Source organism: Thalassotalea euphylliae, assembly GCF_042682785.1.
Taxonomy (GTDB): Bacteria; Pseudomonadota; Gammaproteobacteria; order Enterobacterales; family Alteromonadaceae; genus Thalassotalea_F; species Thalassotalea_F euphylliae.
Map to the genome: position 1 here is coordinate 258,454 of NZ_JBHUIB010000012.1, position 24,356 is coordinate 282,809.

23 protein-coding genes are annotated in these 24,356 nt (G+C 43.1%); 12 read left to right on the forward strand and 11 right to left on the reverse strand.

Translation table 11 applies throughout. The features are described 5' to 3' along the window. Positions 1-50 precede the first annotated feature (50 nt). The gene (locus ACFSJY_RS15655; RefSeq protein ID WP_386036317.1) at positions 51-1,400 is read right to left on the reverse strand and encodes an alkaline phosphatase PhoX; all 1,350 of its coding nucleotides are present in this window, start codon (positions 1,398-1,400) and stop codon (positions 51-53) included. Positions 1,401-1,705: 305 nt separating this feature from the next. Here ACFSJY_RS15655 and ACFSJY_RS15660 point away from each other — a divergent pair, with 305 nt between their 5' ends. From ACFSJY_RS15660 to ACFSJY_RS15680, 5 genes are all read left to right on the forward strand, one after another. After that, positions 1,706-2,383: a DUF1826 domain-containing protein gene (locus ACFSJY_RS15660; RefSeq protein WP_386036320.1), complete on the forward strand. Its 678-nt coding sequence runs from the start codon at positions 1,706-1,708 to the stop codon at positions 2,381-2,383. Next, on the forward strand, positions 2,384-3,031 hold the full coding sequence (locus ACFSJY_RS15665) for a ZrgA family zinc uptake protein (RefSeq protein WP_386036323.1): 648 nt from the start codon (positions 2,384-2,386) through the stop codon (positions 3,029-3,031). It abuts the gene before it with no gap. A 4-nt stretch (positions 3,032-3,035) separates the two neighbouring features. Continuing rightward, a complete protein-coding gene (locus ACFSJY_RS15670; protein WP_386036326.1) occupies positions 3,036-3,485 on the forward strand; it encodes a Fur family transcriptional regulator in 450 nt (149 codons plus the stop codon). Between the two features lie 31 nt (positions 3,486-3,516). After that, positions 3,517-4,851 carry a dihydroorotase gene (locus ACFSJY_RS15675; protein ID WP_386036329.1) on the forward strand — a complete coding sequence of 445 codons (1,335 nt, stop codon included), beginning with the start codon at positions 3,517-3,519 and terminating at the stop codon, positions 4,849-4,851. 142 nt (positions 4,852-4,993) lie between these two features. Beyond that, a complete protein-coding gene (locus tag ACFSJY_RS15680) occupies positions 4,994-6,001 on the forward strand; it encodes a CobW family GTP-binding protein (RefSeq protein ID WP_386036332.1) in 1,008 nt (335 codons plus the stop codon). A 5-nt stretch (positions 6,002-6,006) separates the two neighbouring features. Here the strand turns inward: ACFSJY_RS15680 and ACFSJY_RS15685 are convergent, their stop codons facing one another. Beyond that, positions 6,007-6,684 (reverse strand): DUF3299 domain-containing protein, encoded by a 678-nt coding sequence (locus tag ACFSJY_RS15685; RefSeq protein WP_386036335.1) that lies wholly within the window; start codon positions 6,682-6,684, stop codon positions 6,007-6,009. A 191-nt stretch (positions 6,685-6,875) separates the two neighbouring features. Between ACFSJY_RS15685 and ACFSJY_RS15690 the strand changes: the two genes are divergently transcribed. Both ACFSJY_RS15690 and ACFSJY_RS15695 read left to right on the forward strand, forming a co-directional pair. Beyond that, complete coding sequence (locus ACFSJY_RS15690; protein WP_386036338.1) at positions 6,876-7,556, forward strand: ABC transporter ATP-binding protein; 681 nt, start codon at positions 6,876-6,878, stop codon at positions 7,554-7,556. 29 nt (positions 7,557-7,585) lie between these two features. Then, on the forward strand, positions 7,586-8,788 hold the full coding sequence (locus tag ACFSJY_RS15695) for an ABC transporter permease (RefSeq protein WP_386036341.1): 1,203 nt from the start codon (positions 7,586-7,588) through the stop codon (positions 8,786-8,788). A 44-nt stretch (positions 8,789-8,832) separates the two neighbouring features. On the opposite strand, the gene ACFSJY_RS15700 is transcribed toward ACFSJY_RS15695, so the two are convergent. Further along, positions 8,833-9,465 (reverse strand): lytic transglycosylase domain-containing protein, encoded by a 633-nt coding sequence (locus ACFSJY_RS15700; protein WP_386036344.1) that lies wholly within the window; start codon positions 9,463-9,465, stop codon positions 8,833-8,835. 173 nt (positions 9,466-9,638) lie between these two features. Between ACFSJY_RS15700 and rluF the strand changes: the two genes are divergently transcribed. Then, positions 9,639-10,685: a 23S rRNA pseudouridine(2604) synthase RluF gene (gene rluF, locus ACFSJY_RS15705; RefSeq protein WP_386038421.1), complete on the forward strand. Its 1,047-nt coding sequence runs from the start codon at positions 9,639-9,641 to the stop codon at positions 10,683-10,685. Between the two features lie 148 nt (positions 10,686-10,833). After that, positions 10,834-11,343, forward strand: a complete 510-nt coding sequence (locus tag ACFSJY_RS15710) for a hypothetical protein (protein WP_386036347.1) — start codon at positions 10,834-10,836, stop codon at positions 11,341-11,343. A 33-nt stretch (positions 11,344-11,376) separates the two neighbouring features. On the opposite strand, the gene ACFSJY_RS15715 is transcribed toward ACFSJY_RS15710, so the two are convergent. The 4 genes from ACFSJY_RS15715 to uvrA form a co-directional block, all read right to left on the reverse strand. Continuing rightward, complete coding sequence (locus tag ACFSJY_RS15715; protein WP_386036350.1) at positions 11,377-11,697, reverse strand: hypothetical protein; 321 nt, start codon at positions 11,695-11,697, stop codon at positions 11,377-11,379. A 34-nt stretch (positions 11,698-11,731) separates the two neighbouring features. Continuing rightward, positions 11,732-12,625: a spermidine synthase gene (locus ACFSJY_RS15720; protein WP_386036353.1), complete on the reverse strand. Its 894-nt coding sequence runs from the start codon at positions 12,623-12,625 to the stop codon at positions 11,732-11,734. Then, on the reverse strand, positions 12,618-13,277 hold the full coding sequence (locus ACFSJY_RS15725; protein WP_386036356.1) for a fused MFS/spermidine synthase: 660 nt from the start codon (positions 13,275-13,277) through the stop codon (positions 12,618-12,620). Before ACFSJY_RS15725 ends, ACFSJY_RS15720 begins: the two co-directional genes overlap by 8 nt. Before the next feature lie 123 nt (positions 13,278-13,400). Next, positions 13,401-16,229 carry an excinuclease ABC subunit UvrA gene (gene uvrA / locus ACFSJY_RS15730; protein WP_386036360.1) on the reverse strand — a complete coding sequence of 943 codons (2,829 nt, stop codon included), beginning with the start codon at positions 16,227-16,229 and terminating at the stop codon, positions 13,401-13,403. Between the two features lie 234 nt (positions 16,230-16,463). Between uvrA and ACFSJY_RS15735 the strand changes: the two genes are divergently transcribed. After that, positions 16,464-17,828, forward strand: coding sequence for an MFS transporter (locus ACFSJY_RS15735; RefSeq protein ID WP_386036363.1), 1,365 nt, complete (start codon positions 16,464-16,466; stop codon positions 17,826-17,828). Positions 17,829-17,924: 96 nt separating this feature from the next. On the opposite strand, the gene ACFSJY_RS15740 is transcribed toward ACFSJY_RS15735, so the two are convergent. Next, positions 17,925-18,398 (reverse strand): GreA/GreB family elongation factor, encoded by a 474-nt coding sequence (locus ACFSJY_RS15740; RefSeq protein WP_386036366.1) that lies wholly within the window; start codon positions 18,396-18,398, stop codon positions 17,925-17,927. A 145-nt stretch (positions 18,399-18,543) separates the two neighbouring features. Here ACFSJY_RS15740 and ACFSJY_RS15745 point away from each other — a divergent pair, with 145 nt between their 5' ends. Next, on the forward strand, positions 18,544-20,583 hold the full coding sequence (locus ACFSJY_RS15745; RefSeq protein WP_386036369.1) for an oxidoreductase: 2,040 nt from the start codon (positions 18,544-18,546) through the stop codon (positions 20,581-20,583). A gap of 112 nt (positions 20,584-20,695) precedes the next feature. Here the strand turns inward: ACFSJY_RS15745 and ACFSJY_RS15750 are convergent, their stop codons facing one another. Together ACFSJY_RS15750 and ACFSJY_RS15755 are read right to left on the reverse strand one after the other, a co-directional pair. Further along, on the reverse strand, positions 20,696-20,866 hold the full coding sequence (locus ACFSJY_RS15750) for a hypothetical protein (RefSeq protein WP_386036371.1): 171 nt from the start codon (positions 20,864-20,866) through the stop codon (positions 20,696-20,698). A gap of 193 nt (positions 20,867-21,059) precedes the next feature. Then, positions 21,060-22,592 (reverse strand): AbgT family transporter, encoded by a 1,533-nt coding sequence (locus ACFSJY_RS15755; protein ID WP_386036374.1) that lies wholly within the window; start codon positions 22,590-22,592, stop codon positions 21,060-21,062. A 239-nt stretch (positions 22,593-22,831) separates the two neighbouring features. Here ACFSJY_RS15755 and ACFSJY_RS15760 point away from each other — a divergent pair, with 239 nt between their 5' ends. After that, positions 22,832-23,887, forward strand: a complete 1,056-nt coding sequence (locus tag ACFSJY_RS15760; protein ID WP_386036377.1) for an acyltransferase family protein — start codon at positions 22,832-22,834, stop codon at positions 23,885-23,887. A 23-nt stretch (positions 23,888-23,910) separates the two neighbouring features. Here the strand turns inward: ACFSJY_RS15760 and ACFSJY_RS15765 are convergent, their stop codons facing one another. After that, entirely contained in the window at positions 23,911-24,318 is a 408-nt protein-coding gene (locus ACFSJY_RS15765; RefSeq protein ID WP_386036380.1) for a GFA family protein, read from the reverse strand. Positions 24,319-24,356: the final 38 nt, after the last annotated feature.

Below are 24,356 nucleotides of genomic sequence, written 5' to 3' on the forward strand. Positions count from 1 at the left end.
TAACTGCTACACTTGATTAGCGATTTATTCGCTGCAATAAGAAACCGCTTTTAAGCATTTATCTTTTCCCAAGGGCCTGTAATTGCTAGCGTTTTAGTAGGCGAATAGAGGTTGACGAACAGTGTACTGCCATCTGGTGAGAAGCAAGCGCCAGCCGGCTCTGTCTGAACATGCAATTTGGCAAAGTCGTAGAGCTTTCCATCAGGTGTTACACCACGCAAATGATTGCTAACGACATCAGTGTATTGATCTTCACAAACCAATAAGTGGTTTTGAGGGGTCACGGTCAAGTTATCGCCAAAGTTGTAAAGGCTCTCGTCAACACTCTCTAAGAACAATTGAATTCGGCCTGCTTCGACGCCATCACCTTGTGGCTGATAACGCATGATTTGGCCCAATTGCTTTCTCCCACCATTTGTACAACAGAAGTAGAGCTCGTTGTCACCCCAATGTATACCCTCTCCACGCGCAAAAAGTGCGGCACCTTTTTCAAAACCACGAAGGCGCAGATCGTCTTCAGGGCTTTCCGGGTTATCTAAATCAATCCACACAGCATCAAACCATGCATTTAATGGCATTTCTTGGTTGTTCCAGTTTCTTGAATCGAAGCCTTGTTTCGCCTTTATCACCAACGCTTGTAGTTGGCCGCCTTTGTCTAACTCACCATAAACTTTGGGCACGAAACGATAGAATAAGCTATCACCGCGATCTTCGGTGAGATAAACAATACCTGTTTTGGGGTCTACAGCTGCCGCTTCATGATTAAATCGGCCCATCGCTTTTAATGGTTTGGGGTCAACTAACGTCGTTGCTGTTGCTGGTATCTCGAAGATATAGCCATGCTCTTTACTGATATCACCATCAGGTTTGTCAACGGACTCTTCACAAGTTAACCAACTGCCCCAAGGCGTGACACCGCCTGCACAGTTTCTTATCGTGCCAACTAAACTTAAAAACTCTTTATCAACTGTATGTGTTGTCATGTCATAAACAATTGTTGATGTGCCACCTGGCAGAGCAACGCCGCTTTTGTATGTGTCGTAAGTCTTTAGTGTTTTGTGTGCTTGAATCGTATCTGGTTGTTTATCCAAGTGCTTTGGATGAAGTTCGTGGTTTCTAATTAACGCGACTTTATTGTTTGGTAAGGGAAGGCATCCCATTCCGTCAGCCCTATCTGGCACATGCATGCCATCTGACATTTTGTCACCTAACTGTGAAATGATGCGATAAGAGAAACCTTTGGGTAAGTCTAGTATTTTATCGGCATCAGGTATGAGTGGCCCATAACCCGGCGCTGTTTTCGCTATGAGTTTACCGCCTACTTTACCGAGTACACTGTTTGAAAGGCCGGCAAAAGCTAATGTGCCTGCACCGATAACAAACTGTCTTCTTGTTAACATGTAAATTGCTCTCTACTAATTTCCGTTACCTACCAAAACCGCAAATTATTTACTGTTTAACGGTTTGATAGGTTATTTGTCTTTTAATTCCTGAAGGTTTTGTCAGAAAGTCACTATATAGCTTAGTACTTATCATGAATTGATTAAGTTTAGCCTGCGCATGGATAGATTATCCGACCAATATGACGATTATTAGAAAGTGTTGAACGATGCCGCTCTATTTAAAATTAAATTGTTATAATGTAACATATTGGCATCACTATAAAATAACACTTGTTATGTGTTGAATGCCAGAGAGTATGCCAATGAGTATTGATATTTTAGCTGATAAGCATGATGTCGACGCCATGCTACATCGTACTAGCAGCAGTTCAGAGCAACCCACCGTCTTAACCGATATATACAAAGAAGACATTAATCTTGCCATATGGGAAATGAATCTAGCTGAAGATGTAAAGCGATCAGCTGTTGAATTACTGAGTCAAAAGCCAGCATTCAAATCTGTGCTTTCTGTAACGCCTGACGACGTCTATGAGCAGGTTCTTGAGTCAACCGAGGCAGCTGATTCATCTCATGCATTAGGACAACATGTCACGACCTTAGTTGATATGTTTTGTACGTTGTTTGACCTGAAAAGAGCAGGTTTGCGATTTATTGCACTGGATAAACCCATGTGCCCCAAATTCCATGTTGATAATGTACCCTGTCGGCTAGTTAGTACATTGCACGGACCATCCACAGAATGGTTACAACATAACAGTGTTGTTCGGACTAAGCTTGGTGCAGGCAGTAAAGGGTTGTCGGATGACCATTCGGGCATTATGTTGCCAGGCTCCATCGTTCAACAACTTAATACTGGGGATGTGGCATTATTGAAAGGCGAAGGTTGGTATAAAAATGAACGTGCCGGCCTTGTTCATCGTTCGCCGACGTTATTAGCTGGTGAACAACGATTATTGATTACTTTGGATTTTATCAATTAAATGATATCGAATACTTTTTTTACGCGAAGCTTGTTGCTCTTGACGTTAACGACACCTGTTTCTGCTGACGTTGCCGCGCAAGAACAAAGCGCACATGTGCATGGTTTAGCTGAGCTTATGCTCGCCATCGAAGGTGAACATATCCAAATAGAGATTCTTTCACCGGCAGAAAGTATCGTTGGGTTTGAACATCAAGCATCAACACCCGAAGAAATTGCAGCTTACATGCATGCTAAAGAGCAGCTAAGCTTTGCTGAAAATGTGGTTCAATTCAGTGATGGAGACTGCCAACTGGAGAGTGTGACTGTTAACGCACAAGGCTTGGCTCCCAAACCTGAGAAGCAGACCCATAAGCACGACCATGGTAACGCCCATGCGCATGAACATCACCACCATGCTCATGGTGAAAAAGAAAAGCATCATCAAGAACATGTTCATCATGAGCATGACGAGCATCATGGTGCTCATGCAGAGATTAATGTGAGCTATGACTTTCATTGTCATGCCATAGAAAAGGTTAGTGGTGCTTCATTAACACTTTTTGAGACCTTTAAAGGCCTAGAAAAAATATCAGCGATGTGGGTCACGGAGCAAAAACAAGGTGCTGCCACACTGACACCTACGAATTCAATGCTAAACCTAAGGTAACAACATGGATGATGTATCAGGGCGCTTAGCGTTGGCCGCTGAAAAATGTGAAAAGCGAAATGCGCGTTTGACCAATAAACGTAAGGCTGTTCTATCTGTGATGTTGGAGAGTAACAAAGCGCTTTCTGCATATGAAATGATAGAGCGTTTCGAAAAGCGCTTTGATGAGCAATTACGTCCTATGTCGGCATACCGTATTCTCGATTTTTTGGAGAGTATGGACTTAATACATCGTCTAAATATTGCCAACAAATTTGTCGCATGTTCGCACATTACTTGTGATAGTGAGCATGAGTTGTCGCAATTTCTCGTTTGTCAGAAATGTCAGCGCGTTGAGGAAGTCGCGTTAAAAAAAGCAAAGTTTGTTGAACTCAATAAAAATATCACACAAGCGGGTTTTCGGCTTGTGTCCCCTCAAATCGAATTTAATTGTATTTGTCCACTTTGCGCTTGAGCAAGCGCCTAACGGTTTAGCAGGAAATTAGATGAAACACGTGCTATTTAAAAACGCCTTAGTTGTCAACGAGGGTAAAGTCTCTGAAGTAGATGTTCGCATTGTTGGCGAGCGCATTGAAAAAATTGCTTCTGCGATTACCGCAACAGACAGTGATGAAGTGATAGATGCCAGTGGTAAATATTTATTACCGGGCATGATTGATGACCAAGTTCACTTTCGCGAGCCTGGCTTAACCCACAAAGGCTCTATTCGCACTGAATCACGAGCAGCCGCAGCGGGTGGAATTACCAGCTTCATGGAAATGCCTAATGTGAACCCTTCGACAACAACGATTGAAGCATTGCAAAGCAAATATGATATTGCCGAGCAGTCCTCCATCGGTAACTTTGCGTTTTACCTCGGTGCAACCGAAGATAACTTAGACCAGATAAAGCAATTAGACCCAAACAAGCATTGCGGCGTTAAAGTATTTATGGGTGCTTCAACAGGTGATCTGCTCGTTGAACATCCTCAAGCATTGGACGCTATTTTCCAGGAGTCGCCGACGCTAATTGTGACGCATTGTGAAAGTAGCCCTGTTATTGCTGAAAACTTGGCTAAATACACTGAGCGAGGGCAGGTACCAACGATTCATGACCATCCTATATTGCGTGATGATAATGCTTGTTATGCCTCTTCATCGTACGCCGTAAATCTAGCGAAGAAATACGGCAGCCAATTGCATGTACTGCACATTACCACCGAAAAAGAATTAAGCTTGTTCACTGCTGGACCCATCGAAAATAAGCATATTACTGCTGAAGCATGTGTTCATCATTTATGGTTTAGTGATCAAGATTATGCTCAGAAAGGTAATTTGATCAAATGTAATCCAGCTATCAAAAAGAGCAGTGATAGAGATGCATTGATTCGTGCACTACATAACAACGTTATTGATATTATTGCGACTGATCATGCGCCACACACGTGGGAAGAAAAACAGGTTGATTTCATGCAGGCACCAGCGGGCCTTCCATTGGTAGAGAGTGCGCTATTGACACTACTTGACCATGTGTCTTTTGGACGCATGACCTTCCCACAGGTGGTAGAGAAAGTCTCTCATAACCCTGCTATTCGTTATAAGATCAAAGAGCGTGGCTATATTCGTGAAGGTTACTACGCAGATCTAGTGCTTGTTGACACCAATCAGCAAACACCGTCATCGCATAGTAATACCCGCTATCATTGCGGCTGGACTCCATTTGATGGGCACAGTTTCTCATCGAAAGTACTTGGTACATGGGTGAACGGTCAGCAAGTCTTTGACGGCAGTAATATTATTGAAGTGGCAGGTGTCGCCAAGCCATTGCTTTTTAACCACTAAACCTCTAGCGACATACCTTTTTGCTTGAAACAAAAACGGATTGATGTGGCAAAGGGGGCGTTCTAATTAATAGGGTAGTTGGTCACTTGAGTAAAGTGCATATAAACCTGCCAAAAAAATCAGCTACCCAAAAGGCAACTTGATGAATAAAAAAGAAAAAATATTGGCTGTTCCCACCAATATTATTACCGGATTTTTAGGTGCGGGCAAAACGTCAGCGATTTTACACTTACTAAAGAGCAAACCTGATAATGAGCGTTGGGCTGTATTGGTTAATGAGTTTGGTGAAATTGGTGTTGACGGTAACTTAGTCGAAGGTAAGCACAAGCAAGGTACTGGAATATTTGTCGAGGAAGTGCCCGGTGGTTGCATGTGTTGTGCCTCTGGCTTACCCATGCAAATTGCGCTTAACCAATTGTTGACACAAGCTCGGCCCGATCGTTTATTCATCGAACCGACTGGATTGGGGCATCCAATAGAAGTGTTGCAGTTATTGTCAAATGATTACTACAAAGACGTTCTCAATATTCAGAAAACAGTGACTTTGGTTGATGCCAGAAACTTAAATGACAGTCGCTACACCGAGCACGCAACCTTTAATCAGCAGCTAGCGATAGCAGATATTATTGTCGCGAATAAAGTCGATTTGTACACCGAGCAGGATAAACAATCACTGTCTGCGTTTATAGAAACTAAAGGCTTTACGCCTGAGCAGCTTCATTATGCGCAGTTTGGGACGCTGTCTATTGAATGGTTGTTAGGTAACAGTCGCAAGGTAAGTTCTGCGCATCACCATCACCACCATCATCATGGCGAAGATAAACCTGATATCAACCAAATGAACATCCCTGAAACTGGATTTTTATCTGCAGTAAACAGTGGTGAAGGGTTTAAAAGTGTCGGTTGGCGTTTTTCCCCAGATCGCATTTTCAACAGAGAGAAGCTAGTGTACTTGCTGGCAAATCTAGCTGTTGAGCGAGTTAAAGGGGTATTCATCACAGAACAAGGCATCTTTGGATACAATGCTACAGCAGATGGCTTAACGGAGATTGAACTGGACGAGTGTGCTGAAAGCCGTGTTGAGATTATTTGTGATGAGGTTGATAGCAATTGGGAGAGCCAATTGCTATCGGCACTGCAGGTAAACTAGTTGGCTTAGAAGTCTTCAAATAGCTCTAGTTTAATCAACTCCATTGAGTATGCGGCTGTAGCCAGCTCATTTTCCATCATCAGGGTTGAGAGCTTACCAGACACCCAAACTGGATCGTAAATTGACGCTATTGCCACCCCTGGTTCATATTCTACGTAGATAATCTGGTTTGGTGGTGGTGGTGGCGCGTGAATGCACGCTCCAAAAAATGGCACTAAAAAGAAGCTGGTAGCGACTTGTTTGTCATTAAATTCAAGCGGTACGACAAAGCCTGGAATGCGAATATGTTCGCCGTCCATTGCCTCAATGATATCGGTTGATATCAACGCTCTTTGGTAATCATCCATTTCTTGAGGTTCAGGATTAATGGCATTTTGAATTTGGCTGGCGATTTGATCTTCAAAGGAGCCGTCTTCAATGCCACCAAGGTAATCGGGTGGATTCATCAGCGCTTCCAAGTCTTTCTCTGGCATCAATTCTGGCCAATCGACAGTTTTGAAAGTAACACCTTCAGGAATCGTAAATACCTGAGTGTGAACATCACCCTCAGTCTTTTCTACTAGTTGAGTCTTATCAGATTCAATAGTCTGTGTTGGTGTTGTGTCTTCGTTTACTTGCTTGGCTTGTTCACAGCCGATCACTAAGAACGAAATGAGAAAAATACTGCACCATTTAGTGAACACGGCTTTTCCTACTTCTTTGTCAAATACGCTGTGTTATATTGTATCACTTTGATAGTCAGCTCAAATAATTATTTCTCATCGCCATTTTATTTCAGGTGGGGAGAGCAGTTTGTGCATGATATTTATGATTTTTATCATGTTACTAGTCGTATATCGCTAGTATCTGATATCAGCTCTTGGTTTGGTTATACATGTTTGTACAGTTAAAGCATTTACAGTTTTCTTATTCGAAGGGTGATGATTCACCCGTGTTAGCCATTGATGAGTGGCAGGTCGAGCCGAACGAACGCGTGTTTCTGCATGGACCGTCTGGGACGGGGAAATCGACGCTATTGAACATACTTAGTGGGATGAGGGTGCCAACAAGCGGTGAGGTGATTATTGATGGCGAGCATTTAGAAAAGCTCAGTGGTCGAAAACGAGATAAATTTCGCGCTGAAAACATTGGTTATGTGTTCCAACAATTCAACTTAATCGCCTATCTTGATGCAATAGACAATATTCGATTAGCGAGCCACTTTTCAAAAAAATCATCGGATTCGAACGTAATTAAACGCAGTCATGAATTGCTTGATAAGTTAAATATTTCCGATGCCGACCGTGTAAAGCCAGTTTCTTCGTTAAGTATTGGACAACAACAACGTATAGCCATTGCACGCGCGCTTATCAATCGTCCAAAGTTGTTAATAGCTGATGAGCCAACTTCATCGCTTGATGCAAACAATCGAGAACGATTTATCAGCATATTGCTGTCCCTGTGTGAAGACAGTAAAACAACCGTTATTTTTGTTAGTCACGATATGTCGTTGAGCCAATATTTTGATCGCACGGTTGAGTTGTCTGCCATTAATCTAGTGGGAGAACGTGCCTAATGTTTGTTCGAGTAGCTAGAAAAAGTTTAATGAATCGTAAGGGGTCTGTGCTACTGACTATGCTGGCGATGGCGGTCAGTATTTTTGTGATGCTTGGCGTTGAACATGTCCGAGAACAAGCAAAGAACAGCTTCAGCAATACCGTATCTGGCGTTGACTTAGTTGTAGGGGCTAGAACGGGAAACATTAACCTACTGCTTTACAGTATTTTTCGTATGGGGGCTCCTACTAACAACATCAGTTGGCAGTCATATCAAGATATTCAAAACGACAGAAAAGTGGCTTGGACGATACCTATTTCTCTAGGAGATTCTCATAAAGGCTATCGCGTTATTGGCACTAATAGTGACTACTTTACCCATTATCACTATGGCCAAAAGCAGCCATTAGGCTTCGAACACGGACAAGCATTCAAGCAAGTTTTCGACGTAGTATTAGGTTATGAAGTAGCCAAAGCGCTGAATTACCAACTTGGCGACAAATTGGTTTTATCACATGGGGTTGGTGCAACAAGCTTTACTCATCATGATGAAAACCCGTTTACCGTGGTCGGTATTCTAAAGCCAACAGGTACGCCGGTTGACCAAAGCCTACATGTCAGCTTACAAGGGCTAGAAGCACTTCATTATGCAAATTTAAAGCTTGCGCCTGAAGGTGATAAGAAACGTCATATCCAACTTGAACAGCTGGCAAATATTCAGCCTAAGTCCATTACTGCTTTTATGGTTGGGCTAAAGTCTAAAATGGCGGTTTTTCAAATTCAGCGCCGTATCAACAACGCTAAATCTGAACCGTTGATGGCTATTTTACCCGGGGTTGCGCTATCAGAGCTTTGGCAGTCTATGGCAGTTATGGAAAACGCGTTGCGTCTGATATCTGTGCTTGTCTTTATTTCCGCATTGCTAGGGCTAAGTGCTATGTTGCTCACCTCAATAAGAGAGCGTTATCAAGAAATTCATCTGTTACGTGCTATTGGCGCATCACCTTTATTTCTGTTTTGGTTTATTGAATTAGAAGCGATGCTGATAACTATCGTGAGCACCGCATTGGGGGCGTCTGCTTTGTATGGAACTTTGGTGCTAGCACAGGATTATATTTTGACGCACTATGGGGTATCACTAGATACAACTATTGTATCAGCCGATATGCTGCCCATTTTGGGTGTGGTGTATTTGTTTACATTTATCGCGGCTATTCCGCCCGCGGTTAACGCGTTCAATAAAGCAAGGTAGTATCTAGGCTATTTTTAGAGTGTCACTGATAATGCAAAAAGCTGCTAAGTCTTTAGCAGCTTTTTATAACGTTTATGTAAAATTTCAACGCGCTCTATATAGACCTTGGTTTCAGGGAACGGTGGGATACCGCCGTACTTTCTGACAGAACCTTCGCCTGCATTATAAGCCGCCGATGCCATACGTACATTGCCGTTATATTTTTTCATGAGCTTGGCTAAATGCTTCACACCACCTTGGATATTTTGCTGAGGGGTAAAGGGGTCGTGAACGCCCAACTCTCTTGCTGTAGCGGGCATTAATTGCATCAGGCCTTGGGCACCTTGTTTCGAAATGGCTTTAACGCGGAAATGACTTTCTGCATGAATAATGGCGCGTACAAGACTTGAGTCGACCTCATATAAATCAGCGGCAAATTCTATTTCATCGGCAAACGTATCCGGATATAGCTTAGTTTCCAGCCAATCAATTTCTGAATAAACGCCACAAGCATAGCAACCGAACTTTACTTCTTCGTAATAGGTGTCGATTGGCTCTATGTCTGAAAAAGACAATGTACCTTGTTTTGAGTGATAGCGATAAACACGCTCTTCAGCAGATAATTGTGGTGCTACAACCGTACTCATAGCCGCAACAAAAAGAGCAGTACGGCGAACACCTGACTCTAACAACATCATTCAATAGCAATTCCGTTTTACACATTGGGTTACAAAAAATACCGACATTTTGGCTAAATGTCTAAATTTTCGTGAAAAGCCGAGAAACAAATCGAAATAAGGTATTATATGCAGGTAGCAATTATCGGAGTGTTCCTTTGACAGAGTCGGCTGGCAAGCGCCTTAATAAATTTATTAGTGAGTCAGGTTTTTGTTCTCGCCGCGAGGCTGACAAACTTATAGAACAACAACGCGTCACGATTAATGGCAACGTACCAGAACTGGGCACTAAAGTGATGCCAGGTGACAAAGTGGCTGTTGATGGTAAATTTGTAGCGGCTAGTCCCGATAATAAATCTGATCGTATCTACATCGCTTACCACAAACCTATTGGTATCACATGTACAACAGAGCGTCATGTTAAAGGTAACATCATTGACGCTATTGGCCACAAAGAGCGTATTTTCCCTATTGGTCGCCTCGATAAACCCTCTGAAGGTTTGATTTTTCTTACCAGTGATGGCGACATCGTTAACAAAATCCTTCGTGCTGAAAACGCACACGATAAAGAATATATCGTTACTGTGGATAAGCCATTAAGCGAGCGCTTTGTTCAACGAATGACGCGTGGCGTTCCTATATTAGGCACTATTACTGAACCTTGTCGCGTTGAAATTATCAGTAAATTTGTTTTCAAAATTATTCTTACTCAAGGGCTTAATCGCCAAATTCGTCGAATGTGTGAATACTTGGGTTATGAGGTGAAGAAGCTTAAACGTGTTCGTATTATGAATATCGACCTTACGGGCTTAAAAGTTGGCCAGTGGCGTAATTTAACGGAGCAAGAGCTTGCGGAAATCAACACTGCTGTTAAAGGATCTCGCAAAACATCAGCGAAAGCTGAAGTCGAGCAACGTCACATTAAACCCAATTCGCCTAAAGTCGGTGCAGTTAATAATAAAGCGTCAAGCGCGAATAAAGGCGGTAACAAGCTGTCAGATAAGCAAACCAACGAAACGCATAAAAAACGTGACATAGATAAAAGCGATTCTCGCTTTCGCAAGGACAATGAGAGCGAGCCACGATCTAAAGGTTCTAGTTCGCGCAAATCAACCGGCCGTAGTGAGCAGGTTGACGGTAAAAACCGCAAGCCTCAGCCGTCTTCAAATACGTACCGCATTGACAATAAAGTGTTAAAAAAACCGAAACCTGATGGAAACAAGTTAAGCCTTAAAAAATAGCGTTATAACTTCGTTCAAAAATTAGTAGTGCGTGAGCTAATAAGTCATTGCTATATTCTTAACTTGCAAATGCAATTAATTATCATTAACATTCATTCATTGTGTTGCGTTAGTCACGACGCTATTTTTACATTTGCAGGAAAAATTTATGAAATTTAAGTTAACGATGGCATCTTTGCTTATTGCATTATCAGGCCAAGTTGCAGCGCATGCACACAAAGACCACAATGAGTCTGCAATGTGGGATAAATATCAGAACTTAGCTCAAAAAATCAATGCTTCGGTGCAGTCAGCGTCGATGTCAGAATTAGCTAAGGACAGTGCTATGCTCACTAAACTGTCAACTAAGCTATTGCCAGCATTCGTTGCTAAGCAACCCGTTTGCACAGAATATATTAATGCGGCTATCGCAGCGACAGACACCATGCTAAACAGTTCGCTTGACGTGATAGAGAAAGACTATCATGCAGATGGTAAATTACCGAAAATTAAAGCGGCTGTCTGTTACCACGCAAAGGACATGCTTGTGCATCCGGCCACTATGGCTGTGATTGCGAAAACGGAAGCGGGTAATGAAAAAGCGCGTGAAATGATAGCGCACGAGTTAGAAGAGGTGCTTGAGCACTTCAACCAAGTTAAACAAAACGCCGGTATTTAAAGGTTGAGCCGGTGCAATATCTACGAAGGCTTTTTAAGTCATTGCGATGATATAGCCAATTAGGCCGCCAATAATTAAATAAGGCATTGAGCTTAACATTGGTATTAAACTAACCAAAGCGAGGCGAGCATTGCTTACCTCGCTTTTTTTATACCGATATTGCAGGTAAATAGTAGCGGCAAAAAAGAGGGGATAGGCCGCACCTGACCAGCCAAAGTATTGAAAAAATAACCACTCTATACCTTGGCTAGTGGCAGCCATATCATCGGTAAAAAGTTTGGAAATCCACGCGTATGGCCAAAAGCAAAATATGGCTAACCAGAGCACGTTCATTAATCTTAAGTAGTTTTTCATGATGACCTATTTACGTGGTTAGTTGGCGCAGTATTTACAAGTTAAGCAAATTCGCAGGTGAAAACTGATCGGTTAGCACCTTGGTATCTGCTGGCCAGTCTTGCTCTGACGAAAAACTCTCATACACGTCCAAAATATTTACCCCGTACTGCCTCAATCTGTCATGAAGCGGCCCCAAATTAGGCTTTAAGCTGTCTAACGAAGGCAGTCCATTTGGCGTGACTAATATGATGCGGTTTTCGTTTTTTCGATTATGAACACTATAAAAGTCACCAAACACATCGTGATAAGTGGCAGACTCATAGTTATACAAATCACTAATCGAAAAGGTGTTCGCTGTTAGTACGCCATTGTCTGATAATAAGCCTTTCGCTTCTGTTAAAAATTCTTTAGTAAGAAGATGTTCGGGAATATAGTCGCCGTTGAATGCATCTAAAATAATCCAGTCATAGGTTTGCTTTTTCAAGAGCGCACGCTTGATATAGATTCGGCCATCTTTCACTACACTGGTGACATGATCATTTTCAAAAAAGCTAAAATACTTTCTTGCAACATCTATAACCGCAGGGTCAATTTCAACATTTTCAATGGTTGCATTGGGTAGCAGCTGATGCAAGGTGTTAGACATCGTGCCACCACCCAAACCAATGATGAGTATTCTTTCAGGATTAGGGTTGACTATCATGCCTGAGAACATCAACTTGGTGTAGTTGAATACAAGCCTTTCTGGCTCCGACTTTAAAAAGCAGCTTTGGTTAGACTTCTTGCTACGAACATTAAATTTTAAGCAGCGTAAATTGCCTGAATCTTCGACCAAAATATTGCGATATAAAGAACGTTCTTGATGGATAACTTTAGCTTGGCTAGCAGTGCTAACTAGAAGTGTTATGAGAATCAAAAAAATAGTGGCTGAAGTTTGTTTACTCATTCGTGCATTCCTTTGCATTTGAAGTATTCATGGCTTTAGTTTCTTCGCTGGTTTGCTCTCGTCCACAAACAATAGCGACGATACCGAGGCAAACCAGCAATAGGCTGAACGTAGTAATAATGTTGTTCACTTCAAAGTAAAGTACCAAATAGAAAGAGGTGATGATGGTACCTAGTGCTGATCCCAGCGTACTAACGAAATAGAGTACGCCAGCGACTTGGCCGCTTTCCTCTTTGGTGGTGACAAGTAGTCGAACCGAATAGGGCGAAATCATGCCAAGGAAAATGGTAGGGATTAAAAACAATGCACTGGCTGCCACCAGAGAGCCATAACGTGTATCTTCAATCGCTAGAAAAATCGCTTCCATTATAGGGTTAGCGAAAAAGGCAATAGGCATCACTAGAACACCTGCAATGATAAACAGTGAGCCGTATCGTTTTAGGCTGGCGTTTTTTGTCGATAGCTTGCCACCGTACAAATACCCAATAGATAGGCTCAACATAAAGACAGTGATGATACTGCCCCAAATATGAACGCTACTGCCAAAAAACGGTGCTAAGATGCGGCCACCGAGTAATTCGACGCCCATAATTGAAAAGCCACTGCTAAAAGCAAGTAGGTAAATTAAGTAGTTTTGCCAGCGCGATGCCATGTTGATATCTCTTTGTTATCGTTATGGAATCCATCCTACTGGATATAAAACAAAGAGGCTAGCGCGTTAGCGCTAGCCTCTTAATAATAATTTGTAAGTGCGTTTTACTACTAGAAATTTATCTTATTTTCCCAGTAATGGCTTCAAGAAGCGTGCAGTGTGCGATTGCTTGTGTTCAGCGACACTTTCAGGTGTACCTGTCACTAATATTTCGCCACCACCAGAGCCACCTTCTGGGCCTAAATCAACAATCCAGTCCGCGGTCTTGATCACATCTAAATTATGCTCAATGACAACAATGGTGTTGCCATGATCACGCAGACGATGAATCACTTGCAGTAGTTGCTTAATGTCATGGAAGTGTAAGCCTGTCGTTGGCTCATCTAGGATATACAGTGTTTTGCCTGTATCACGTTTAGAAAGCTCTTTCGCTAATTTAACACGTTGTGCTTCACCACCAGAAAGCGTAGTTGCTGACTGACCTAGCGTGATGTAACTCAAGCCTACATCCATCAGCGTTTGCAGCTTACGTTTAACGGCAGGAATGGCGTGGAAGAACTCGAGCGCATCTTCAATGGTCATATCAAGCACTTCATGGATGTTTTTGCCTTTGTATTTTACTTCCAGTGTTTCGCGGTTATAGCGCTTACCTTTACATTCGTCACACGGTACATAAACATCAGGCAAGAAATGCATTTCTACTTTAATAACACCGTCACCCTGACAAGCTTCACAGCGACCGCCTTTGACGTTAAAGCTAAAACGACCTGGCTTGTAACCTCGAGAACGTGCTTCTTGTGTGCCTGCGAAAATATCGCGAACAGCAGTAAAAATCCCGGTATAAGTCGCAGGGTTAGAACGAGGGGTCCTGCCAATTGGGCTTTGATCAATATCAATCACTTTATCGAGTTGGTCTAATCCCGTAATTGATTTGTATGGTGCAGGCTCTTGTGTCGTTGCGCCATTGAGTTCGATGTGTGAAATCTTAAATAAGGTATCGTTAATCAGCGTCGATTTGCCCGAGCCTGATACACCCGTAATACAGGTCATCAGTCCGACAGGAATAGTCAAGTCAACATCTTTAAGGTTGTTGCCACTTGCGCCTTTTAGCTCGACCAATTGCTTCTTGTCAAACTTGGTGCGCTTAGCGGGTACTTCAATGGCCTCTCTTCCAGAAAGGTATTTTCCGGTAAGTGAGTCTTCACTTTTTAAGATGTCGTCCATTGTACCTGACGCAATGATGTCACCGCCATGAACACCAGCACCTGGGCCGATATCAATAATGTGATCGGCTTCACGAATCGCATCTTCATCATGTTCTACAACGATAACGGTATTACCTAAGTCACGCAAATGGGTGAGGGTGCTAAGTAAGCGTTCGTTATCGCGTTGATGCAGACCGATAGACGGTTCATCAAGTACATACATAACGCCCACTAGACCTGCACCAATTTGGCTGGCTAGTCGAATACGTTGCGCTTCACCACCAGACAAGGTGTCGGCGCTTCGTGACAAATTAAGGTAATTCAAGCCAACATTGACCAAGAAGCCTAGGCGGTCGTTAATTTCCTTTAAAATCTTTTCAGCGATCTTGCCTTTTTGTCCTGTGAGCTCAAGAGAAGAAAAGAACTCTAGTGCTTCTGCAATAGATAGCTCTGCAATTTGATGCAGTGGCTTTTCATTCACAAATACATTACGCGCTTCCAAGCGCAAGCGGGAACCACCGCAATCAGGACATGGTTGATTGTTTAAGTATTTCGACAGCTCTTCGCGGACAGCGTTAGACTCCGTCTCTTTATAACGGCGCTGCATATTGTTCAAAATACCTTCGAATGGGTGGTTTCGAACAACAATATCACCGCGGTCGTTCATATACTTAAATTCAATAGCCTCTTTACCACTACCATAAAGTACCACTTTCTGAATATTTTCAGGTAGCTCATTGAACGGCGTTTCAACGGTAAAGCTGTAGTGGTCCGATAATGCTTGCAGCATTTGGAAATAATAGAAGTTTCGCTTATCCCAACCACGAATAGCACCACCAGAAAGGCTCAGTTCAGGATTGGTGATAACACGGTTAGGGTCAAAGAACTGTTGAATGCCCAATCCATCACAAGTTTGACAAGCACCAGCTGGGTTGTTGAACGAGAACAAACGAGGCTCAAGTTCTTGCATGCTGTAGCCACACACTGGACAGGCAAAGTTTGCAGAAAAGAGCAGCTCTTCTTTGTCTGGTTCGTCCATAAAGGCGACTTTTGCGGTGCCTGATGTCAACGCTAGCGCAGTTTCAAACGATTCCGAAAGACGCAGTTGAATGTCATCGCGCACTTTTAATCGGTCAACAACAACCTCAATGGTGTGTTTTTTGTGTAACTCTAGTGTCGGTGGATCGGATAGGTCGCAGACTTCGCCATCAATGCGTGCTCGAATGTAGCCTTGGGCCGCTAAATTATCTAGTAACTTAACATGCTCACCTTTACGGTTTTGAAGCACAGGGGCCAAAATCATAACCTTGGTACCTTCTTCAAGCGAAAGCACTTTGTCGACCATTTGTGACACGGTTTGCGCTGCTAGAGGCTCTTTGTGTGTCGGACAGCGTGGCTCACCAACGCGTGCATACAGCAAACGCAAGTAATCGTATATTTCAGTGATGGTACCAACTGTTGAACGCGGGTTATGCGATGTCGATTTTTGTTCGATTGAAATGGCTGGAGACAATCCTTCGATATGATCAACGTCAGGTTTTTCCATTAACGACAAAAATTGACGAGCATACGCAGATAACGATTCAACATAACGACGCTGACCCTCAGCGTACAATGTATCGAAAGCGAGAGAAGATTTACCAGAGCCAGATAAGCCAGTGATAACGATGAGCTTATCGCGGGGAATTTCGAGATTAATATTCTTAAGATTATGAGTTCGAGCGCCTCTGACCTCAATGTTTTGCATAACCGTTCCGAGCAACCAAAGTAATCCACCATTATTGCATATAAGCGAGCGAATTTTCACCTGAAATTCACCGCGCGAGATACTTTTCCAAAGATGCAAAGCTTTACTGGTCTGAATCGAATAAAGATCAGTATCACCTATTTCTGTTGTTACTAAGAGCGTGATAGAATCTCGCTCTTAAAGACTTTGTTTTTCAGACAATCCAAACCTAGCCCGTTTTCGTTTTAAAATTTTATGAGTGCTTCTGGACTAAATACCGTAGAAAAAAAAGCCGCGTTTTCGCTTGCCACTGTTTTTGGTTTGCGCATGCTTGGCTTGTTCATGATCTTGCCCGTTTTTGCTATCTACGGCCCTGAATTATCGGGGTATTCTCCTATCTGGTTGGGCTTAGCAATAGGTGCGTATGGTTTAACACAAGCGCTCCTACAAATTCCGATGGGCATTTTGTCCGACAAAATTGGTCGAAAGCCTGTTATTTTGGGAGGTTTGGTAGTGTTTGCTGCGGGTAGTGTCGTGGCGGCAATGTCTGACTCTATTCAAGGCGTTGTCATTGGACGTGCCTTGCAAGGAATGGGCGCTATTGCCAGTGCTGTCCTTGCGCTGGCAGCAGATTTAACGCGTGAAGAACAGCGACCTAAGGTTATGGCAACCATTGGTATGTTTATTGGTTTGTCATTCACGCTGGCATTAGTACTGGGACCCGTGGTTACACAAGCCTATGGGCTAAGCGGTTTGTTCTGGTTTACTGGCATACTAACCTTATTCGCTATGCTGATGATCCAATTCATGGTGCCAAATTCAGTGCATAAAGCGCCAAAAGGCGACAATGTAGCGATGATTAGTCAGTTAAGTGAGCTTGCGCGCAACAAGCATTTATTACCACTAAATGTCGGCGTTTTTGTGTTACATATGGCATTAACTGCTTGTTTTATTTTTTTACCGCTACGTTTAGTCGACAGCGGCCTAGCATTAAGCCAACATTGGCAGCTGTATTTGCCAACGCTACTAGGCTCTTTCTTTCTGATGGTGCCCTTTATGATTTACGGGCTTAAAAAACAGAAAGAAAAAGAAATGTTCTTAGCCTCCATTGTATTGCTTGCGGTCACGCTTGTTTTAATGGCCATTCTTCCAAGCGAGACTATGCTACTGGTGCTCCTTATTTTGGCATTTTTCGTTGCCTTTAATTATCTAGAAGCCACTATGCCATCAATGCTGTCTCGCATAGCGCCAGCTGGCGTCAAGGGTAGTGCAATGGGAATCTTCTCAAGCAGTCAGTTTTTAGGTGCTTTCGCTGGAGGTGCTGTAGGCGGTTGGCTAGCTGAAGTATTCAATCAAGAAACTGTGTTTTTTGCGATGTCAGCCTTAGTCGGCTTATGGTTTGTGGTAGCTTTAGGTATGAAACGACATGCTAAATCGAAAAGCTTTAGCTTCAATGCCTCTTTTGCTTCGGAGGAGCATGCCAGTGAAGTAGCGGATAAGTTAGTGAATATGCCTGGTGTTATCGAAGCTACACTTGTCTATTCAGAAGCGGTCGCTTATCTCAAACTGGATGACAAACAAGCAGACATTCCACAAATTAAAGCCTTGCTGAACCCATAGATTTACTTGTTCTTTGTACAAAGAGCTCGGTGTTTTGCTGAGCTTATTCGTATATAACGTGTTCTCCTATGTCTCTATTCGCTAAGGCACAACTTCTCACTCTATATGGGTAATCCAACCTGTTTTAGTTTCATTACCAACTTTATAGCTAAAATCATCGTCAAGCCCACTCCCTAAAAGGGCTTTGCTGACGGGGGCTGAAGGTGAAATGACAATCAATTGTTTATCTTCAATCTCTATTTTCGTTCCCGCACCTGCAGGCAAAATAAAAAACAAAGAGGTTTGTCCATCTTCATATTCGACTTCAACAATCGCCCCAACTATGACTTTCTCACACGGAAGTATCGTGCACGTTGATAAGTCTGCAATAGCAGCGTTTAGTTCACTGATTCGGTTGCTTTGACCTTCTGCTAAATAGGCTGCTTCAATTGCAAGGGTATCGTACTGTGTTTCTGCTTTTGATTGCTCATCAATGGCTGCCTTGTGTGCATTTTCTGCTGCCTCTTGGGCTTGCGCTAGTAATGACTTTTGCACATTGATGATCTGTTCGAGGATTTCTTGCTTATTCATAGGCTTAGTCTAACGTAAATGGTAGACATCCGTCTCGATTATTATTTTTGATCTGACAGGTGTCAAAATTAACTTGAGTTTTGTGAAATCGCCACGTATTTTATATAGAAACTGGTTCGACCATATCAATTGAAGTGAAGCAATTATGACAACAGCACAGGCAAAAGAAACCCCTTATCCGCATATGCTAGCGCCTTTAGATTTAGGCTTTACCACGCTTAAAAATCGCGTGTTAATGGGCTCTATGCATACTGGTCTTGAAGAAGAAAAAGGCGGCTTCAGCAAATTGGCGGCGTTCTATGAAGAACGTGCAAAAGGTGGCTGCGGTCTTATCGTGACAGGTGGCGTAAGCCCGAATACGCGTGGTCGAGTTGCGCCGTTCGGAAGTGAAATGAGCCGCTTTTGGCATGTCAAAAAACATCGCGAAGTGACAGATGCGGTGCACAAACACGACGGTAAAATTTGTCTTCAATTGCTTCACACAGGGCGATATGCATACCATCCATTTAGTGTTGCTCCAAGCGCGATAAAAGCGCCAATTAACCCATTTAAGCCAAAAGAAATGTCAGTGCGACATATTCGAGCGACGATTAAAGATTATGCGAAAGCGTCACATCTTGCGCAAAAGGCAGGGTACGACGGTGTAGAGATCATGGGCTCAGAAGGTTACTTAATTAACCAATTTAGCTGTAAACGCACGAACCACCGTACCGATGAGTGGGGTGGTTCGTTAGAGAATCGCATGCGTTTAGGTGTAGAGACTGTGCGTGCTACGCGTGAAAAGGTTGGGCCTAACTTCATCATTATTTTCCGTTTATCGATGCTTGATTTAGTCGAGGGTGGAAATGAGTGGCATGAAGTTGTCACTATGGCAAAAGCCATTGAAGAGGCTGGCGCGACTATTATCAATACTGGTATCGGTTGGCATGAAGCGCGTGTACCGACGATTGCTACGTCTGTACCACGAGCTGCATTCACGTGGATTACCGAGCGTATGAAAAAGGAAGTTAATATTCCTTTAGTGACTACCAACCGTATCAATACACCTGAAATTGCTGAAGAAGTACTGGCAAATGGCCATGCAGATATGGTGTCTATGGCACGCCCATTCTTGGCCGATGCCCACTTTGTTAACAAAGCGGCAGAAAATAAAGCGGATGAAATAAATACTTGTATTGGCTGTAACCAAGCGTGTTTAGATCATGTGTTTAAGGGGCAGCGCGCTTCGTGTTTAGTTAACCCAGAGGCGTGTTACGAAACAGAGCTGACATTTGCTCAAACAAAACATCAGAAACGCATAGCTGTGGTTGGTGCGGGACCTGCTGGTCTCGCGTTTAGTGTATATGCGTCACAGCGTGGACATTTAGTCGAAATTTTTGACGCCTCGTCAGAGATAGGTGGTCAATTTAACTTTGCCAAACAAGTGCCTGGTAAAGAAGAATTCTATGAAACGTTGCGATACTTCCGCGTGCAATTGGAAAAATACAATATTCCAGTGCACCTAAACAGCTGGCAATCGGCTCAGTCTTTATCAGAAGCTGGTTTTGACGAAGTCGTTCTAGCTACAGGCATCAAACCTCGAGAGTTGAACATTCCGGGCATTGATAGTGACAAAGTGATGACGTACTTAGATGTACTGCGTGATAAAAAGCCTGTGGGCCAGCGTGTTGCGGTGATTGGTGCCGGTGGTATTGGCTTCGATGTTTCCATGTTCTTAACGGAAAAAGCGGGCCTGGTAGATAATATCGACGAGTGGCTTAAAGAGTGGGGCGTAGATCGCGATTACAAAGAGGGCGGCGCATTAACGCCAGTGGAATCTCATAAACCTGAGCGCGAAGTGTATTTGATGCAGCGTAAAACGACAAAAGTTGGTGGTGGTTTAGGTAAAACAACCGGCTGGATTCATCGTGCGTCACTACAAAAGAAAGGCGTGAACATGATGCCAGGTTGTAGTTACAAAGAAATCAACGACAAAGGTATTGTTGTAGAACTGAATGGCAAAGAGCAGCTAATAGAAGTAGACAACGTTATTGTGTGTGCTGGTCAGGAGCCAAATCGCGATTTGCAGCAAGGCTTGATTGATTTAGGCCAAAGCTGTCATCTTATTGGTGGTGCAGATGTTGCTGCTGAGCTAGATGCAAAACGTGCTATTCGCCAAGGTGCAGAACTAGCAGCGCGCTTATAATATATAGCGTTGTAAGGTAAAAGGCTGAAACACTGTTTCAGCCTTTTTTATTTATATTCTGTATGTGGATTTTTAATAATTGTTAGGGCCAAACCTATAAGCAATCTAGGTTTTATATAAACGTAAATATCAGCAGCAGCGTCATTGCAGTACCTAATAATGCATCACCCGCAATCACGAGCGTACATTTCCAATCTGTTTGCTCGTCTATCGTTTTACTCTCCCACCATACATTGAACCTGGGCTGCAGGCGTTTATGCCAAATCGATGTAATTACTTCCATTTTGCTCTCCTTGTAATTGCGCCTTTTTAGGTTAAGCACATAAAAGTAGTCTTCAAGTTCTAGTATTTATTACAAAGCGCTAGGAAAATTTTTTAGTAGCTCTTTCGTGGTTTTAAGGCATTTACGTAGAGCCGATCGCACAGAGAAAAAAAAGCGCCCGAAGGCGCTTTAATACGCAGAATATTGAAGCTTGCTAGCCTGGAATATATTGATACGTCGCTTGCAGGCCAAGTGGAATACCTATCCACCAGTACACGACTAAGAATATTGTCCACGCTATCATAAAGATAACTGAATACGGCACCATCATCGCGGTCAGTGTACCAATGCCAGCAGAGGTCACATAACGCTGACAAAAGACGACAACCAGCGGGAAGTAAGGCATCAATGGCGTAATGATGTTGGTACTAGAATCACCAATGCGATAAGCCGCTTGTGCCAAGTCAGGTGAGTAACCCAACTGCATCAACATTGGAATAAATATAGGAGCTAGTAGTGCCCATTTGGCTGAAGCCGAGCCAACAAATAGGTTAATCAGTCCTGTTAGTACGATAATGCCTGCTATGGTCACCCCGCCAGGAAGTGCCAGTGCTTTTAGTACTTCTGCGCCTTTCAGCGCAAGTAATACACCCAAGTTTGATTGGCCAAAGGCATAAATGAACTGTGCGATAAAGAACATGATAACTAAGTAATAGCCCATGCCAGACATTGCTTTACTCATGCCTTCAACAAATTGTTTAGATGACCTAATTGTTCCGGACAGCAAACCATAAACAAGGCCAGGTATCAGGAAAAACAGGAAAATTAGCGAGACGATCGATTGCATTAACGGGGCGGTAAAAGCCGTTAAACTGCCGTCTTCTGCTCGCCAAGGCGATTCAGGGCTCATTGTGCTAACAAACAACAGGCCAATACTGACGACGATTGATAATAAAGACCAACGCAGCGCTGACTTTTCTTCAGGCTTTAACGGCTCCATGGTAGGCAATTCAGATAAATCGCCGTCCAACTCATTGCCTTTTAACTTGGGCTCGACAATTTTATCTGTGATAAACCATGCTAAACCAATGATCAATAACGATGAAATTGCGGTGAAGTAGTAGTTGTTTAATGGGTTCAATACAACTGATTTATCAAGCAGTTGAGCGCCCGCTTGTGAAATACCTTGGAGCATTGGGTCTAGTGCAGATGGGACAAAGTTGGCAGAAAAGCCGCCTGAAACACCCGCAAACGCAGCGGCAATACCGGCGAGTGGGTGTCTACCAGCAGCATAGAAAATAACGCCGCCTAGTGGAATAACCAATACATAACCTGCATCTACTGCGGTGTGACTGACAATACCCACCATGACAATCATCGGTGTTAAAAGCCACTTAGCTGTTACTGACAACAATGCGCGCAAGCCGGTGTTAATAAAGCCGGAATACTCAGCAATACCAATACCTAGCATTGCAACAAGAACAACACCAACAGGGTGGAAGTGAGCAAAGTTGGTGACCATGCTGGAAAACAGTTGCGTAATAGCTGCACCAGATAACTGATTATTGATTTCGAGTGCTTGACCATTTCTTGGGTCGATAACATTGAAGTCGACGCCTGAAAGCGCCCAAGAAAGCACCATGACAAAAGCAAGGAGCATGATGAACAGTGCGGCAGGGTCGGGTAACTTGTTGCCCCACACTTCTATTTTGTTAAGGACTCGTTGGAAGCCCGCGGAATTTTGCATAGTGATCCCTTTTATTCTTATCGTGCTATGACTGGGTAATAATTGTTTTTCGTTTTACGCGGTAAATTCAAATTCCGTTTGTTAACCGCCTGTTAAGTTGTAAAGGAATTGGCGTGTGAAGTAAACCAAAGCACCGATATAAGCTGTGGTTAAAAAGTAGTCATGAATTCGTATGCATGGTCTTTCATTAAACGAGTAGTTCTCGTTACAGTGGATTGAAAGAAAAAGGAATTTTAACAATGCCCTCTGCCCAATATATAGACCATTTACATGCTTTTAGAGGTTTTGCCATTTTGAGTGTAGTAGGGGCTCATGCCTGGTCATTTATGATATTTTGGACGGGAGGTCTAAATGTAGACGGCTTAAAGTGGCTATTTTGGTTTACAGAAACCTTATTTCATGGCTCTACGATTTACTTCGCCATCATTTCAGGTTTGTTGTTTCGTCTTGTGTTAAACAGCCGCGCTTGGTCCTCTTTTTATCAAAGTAAGCTTGGCAATGTCATTCTGCCTTACATAGTACTTTCGTTTGTCATTACAGGGCTTTATTGGCAGTACATTATACAATCGCCTGATATCAGCAATACCTTCCAGGACTACGTAAATGTGGTGCTCAAAAACCTGCCACTCGGGAAGGTAGATATTCATTTTTGGTATATCCCCGTTTTGGCGTTTCTGTTTTTAATCACTCCTTTGCTTGCATGGCTGCAAGACAAATCAAATGTTGTGTTCATCGCCTTGATTTTACTGCCGCTTGTTGTATCTCGTAGCCCGTTTCCAGATTTTATAAAGCCTCAGTCATTTGCCTATTTTACCGGAGCATATGCGTTAGGTATGGCGATGGGGGCGCATTATGATAACGTCAAAGCTTTCATTGCAGCGCGTAAATTAGCACTCGCGGTGGTTGCCTTGGTTAGCTCAATTTTACTGTTTCTCCTTTATGTGAACGACTATCAACCAGGCAGTGTTTACTCTGTTCGGCAAACATTGGTTTATATACAAAAAGTAGCGATTTGCTTGCTTGTATTGTATTGGTTATTTGAGCGTGAAATGCGTTTACCGCAATGGCTAATGTCGTTGGGCACTTATGCATTTGCCATTTTCTTTTTGCATGTCGTATTTATTGGGTTGGTTATTCAAAATGTCCGTGAAGTGCTGAACGCGTCTCGTTCTGTTGAGCTTGTTGCACTTTTCGGTAGCGTGAATTTTATCGTAGGTATTATAGGTAGTATGGCGCTTGCTTATGTTGCCAAGCGCCTTTTAGGCAAGCACGCGAGAAAAATCGTTGGTGCTTAAAGGGGGGTAGAATGCTTGCGTTGTTAGCTGCGACTAGGCTCAAAAGCGTCATAACGCGGAAGCTCTGCATCTAAGTCTTCCCAGTTCGCTTTAGAACTCACAAAATTGTGTGACATTGGGCGCTCTTTGATATCGGAATCTAAGATACCCAAGCGTATCCGCAAGCGCTTGGGGTCATCGTCGCTAGCGCTATAAACCGGTGAGCCACATTTACTGCAAAAGTGACGGTAACGACGCGGCTTAAAAGAAAAAGTACTCAAGCTGTCTTTCCCTTTTGTCACTTCAAACTCATCAGCGTTGATAAAACCATTAGTGGCATACGCAGTGCCACTGTTTTTTCGGCAAAGCGAGCAATGACAGTGAATGATGTCGCTAATATTCCCTTTAATGGTGATGTGCACTTCACCACACAGGCATTTTCCTTGGTACATGTCTACGTCCTGATATCTTAGAGTCGCGTTTTTAGGCG

Excerpts from the sequence above, each read along its gene's own strand:
- ACFSJY_RS15655 (WP_386036317.1), bottom strand. The coding sequence starts at position 1,400 with ATGTTAACAAGAAGACAGTTTGTTATCGGTGCAGGCACATTAGCTTTT.
- ACFSJY_RS15660 (WP_386036320.1), top strand. The coding sequence starts at position 1,706 with ATGAGTATTGATATTTTAGCTGATAAGCATGATGTCGACGCCATGCTA.
- ACFSJY_RS15665 (WP_386036323.1), top strand. The coding sequence starts at position 2,384 with ATGATATCGAATACTTTTTTTACGCGAAGCTTGTTGCTCTTGACGTTA.
- ACFSJY_RS15670 (WP_386036326.1), top strand. The coding sequence starts at position 3,036 with ATGGATGATGTATCAGGGCGCTTAGCGTTGGCCGCTGAAAAATGTGAA.
- ACFSJY_RS15675 (WP_386036329.1), top strand. The coding sequence starts at position 3,517 with ATGAAACACGTGCTATTTAAAAACGCCTTAGTTGTCAACGAGGGTAAA.
- ACFSJY_RS15680 (WP_386036332.1), top strand. The coding sequence starts at position 4,994 with ATGAATAAAAAAGAAAAAATATTGGCTGTTCCCACCAATATTATTACC.
- ACFSJY_RS15690 (WP_386036338.1), top strand. The coding sequence starts at position 6,876 with ATGTTTGTACAGTTAAAGCATTTACAGTTTTCTTATTCGAAGGGTGAT.
- ACFSJY_RS15695 (WP_386036341.1), top strand. The coding sequence starts at position 7,586 with ATGAATCGTAAGGGGTCTGTGCTACTGACTATGCTGGCGATGGCGGTC.
- ACFSJY_RS15700 (WP_386036344.1), bottom strand. The coding sequence starts at position 9,465 with ATGATGTTGTTAGAGTCAGGTGTTCGCCGTACTGCTCTTTTTGTTGCG.
- ACFSJY_RS15710 (WP_386036347.1), top strand. The coding sequence starts at position 10,834 with ATGAAATTTAAGTTAACGATGGCATCTTTGCTTATTGCATTATCAGGC.
- ACFSJY_RS15715 (WP_386036350.1), bottom strand. The coding sequence starts at position 11,697 with ATGAAAAACTACTTAAGATTAATGAACGTGCTCTGGTTAGCCATATTT.
- ACFSJY_RS15720 (WP_386036353.1), bottom strand. The coding sequence starts at position 12,625 with ATGAGTAAACAAACTTCAGCCACTATTTTTTTGATTCTCATAACACTT.
- ACFSJY_RS15725 (WP_386036356.1), bottom strand. The coding sequence starts at position 13,277 with ATGGCATCGCGCTGGCAAAACTACTTAATTTACCTACTTGCTTTTAGC.
- uvrA (WP_386036360.1), bottom strand. The coding sequence starts at position 16,229 with ATGCAAAACATTGAGGTCAGAGGCGCTCGAACTCATAATCTTAAGAAT.
- ACFSJY_RS15735 (WP_386036363.1), top strand. The coding sequence starts at position 16,464 with ATGAGTGCTTCTGGACTAAATACCGTAGAAAAAAAAGCCGCGTTTTCG.
- ACFSJY_RS15740 (WP_386036366.1), bottom strand. The coding sequence starts at position 18,398 with ATGAATAAGCAAGAAATCCTCGAACAGATCATCAATGTGCAAAAGTCA.
- ACFSJY_RS15745 (WP_386036369.1), top strand. The coding sequence starts at position 18,544 with ATGACAACAGCACAGGCAAAAGAAACCCCTTATCCGCATATGCTAGCG.
- ACFSJY_RS15750 (WP_386036371.1), bottom strand. The coding sequence starts at position 20,866 with ATGGAAGTAATTACATCGATTTGGCATAAACGCCTGCAGCCCAGGTTC.
- ACFSJY_RS15755 (WP_386036374.1), bottom strand. The coding sequence starts at position 22,592 with ATGCAAAATTCCGCGGGCTTCCAACGAGTCCTTAACAAAATAGAAGTG.
- ACFSJY_RS15760 (WP_386036377.1), top strand. The coding sequence starts at position 22,832 with ATGCCCTCTGCCCAATATATAGACCATTTACATGCTTTTAGAGGTTTT.
- ACFSJY_RS15765 (WP_386036380.1), bottom strand. The coding sequence starts at position 24,318 with ATGTACCAAGGAAAATGCCTGTGTGGTGAAGTGCACATCACCATTAAA.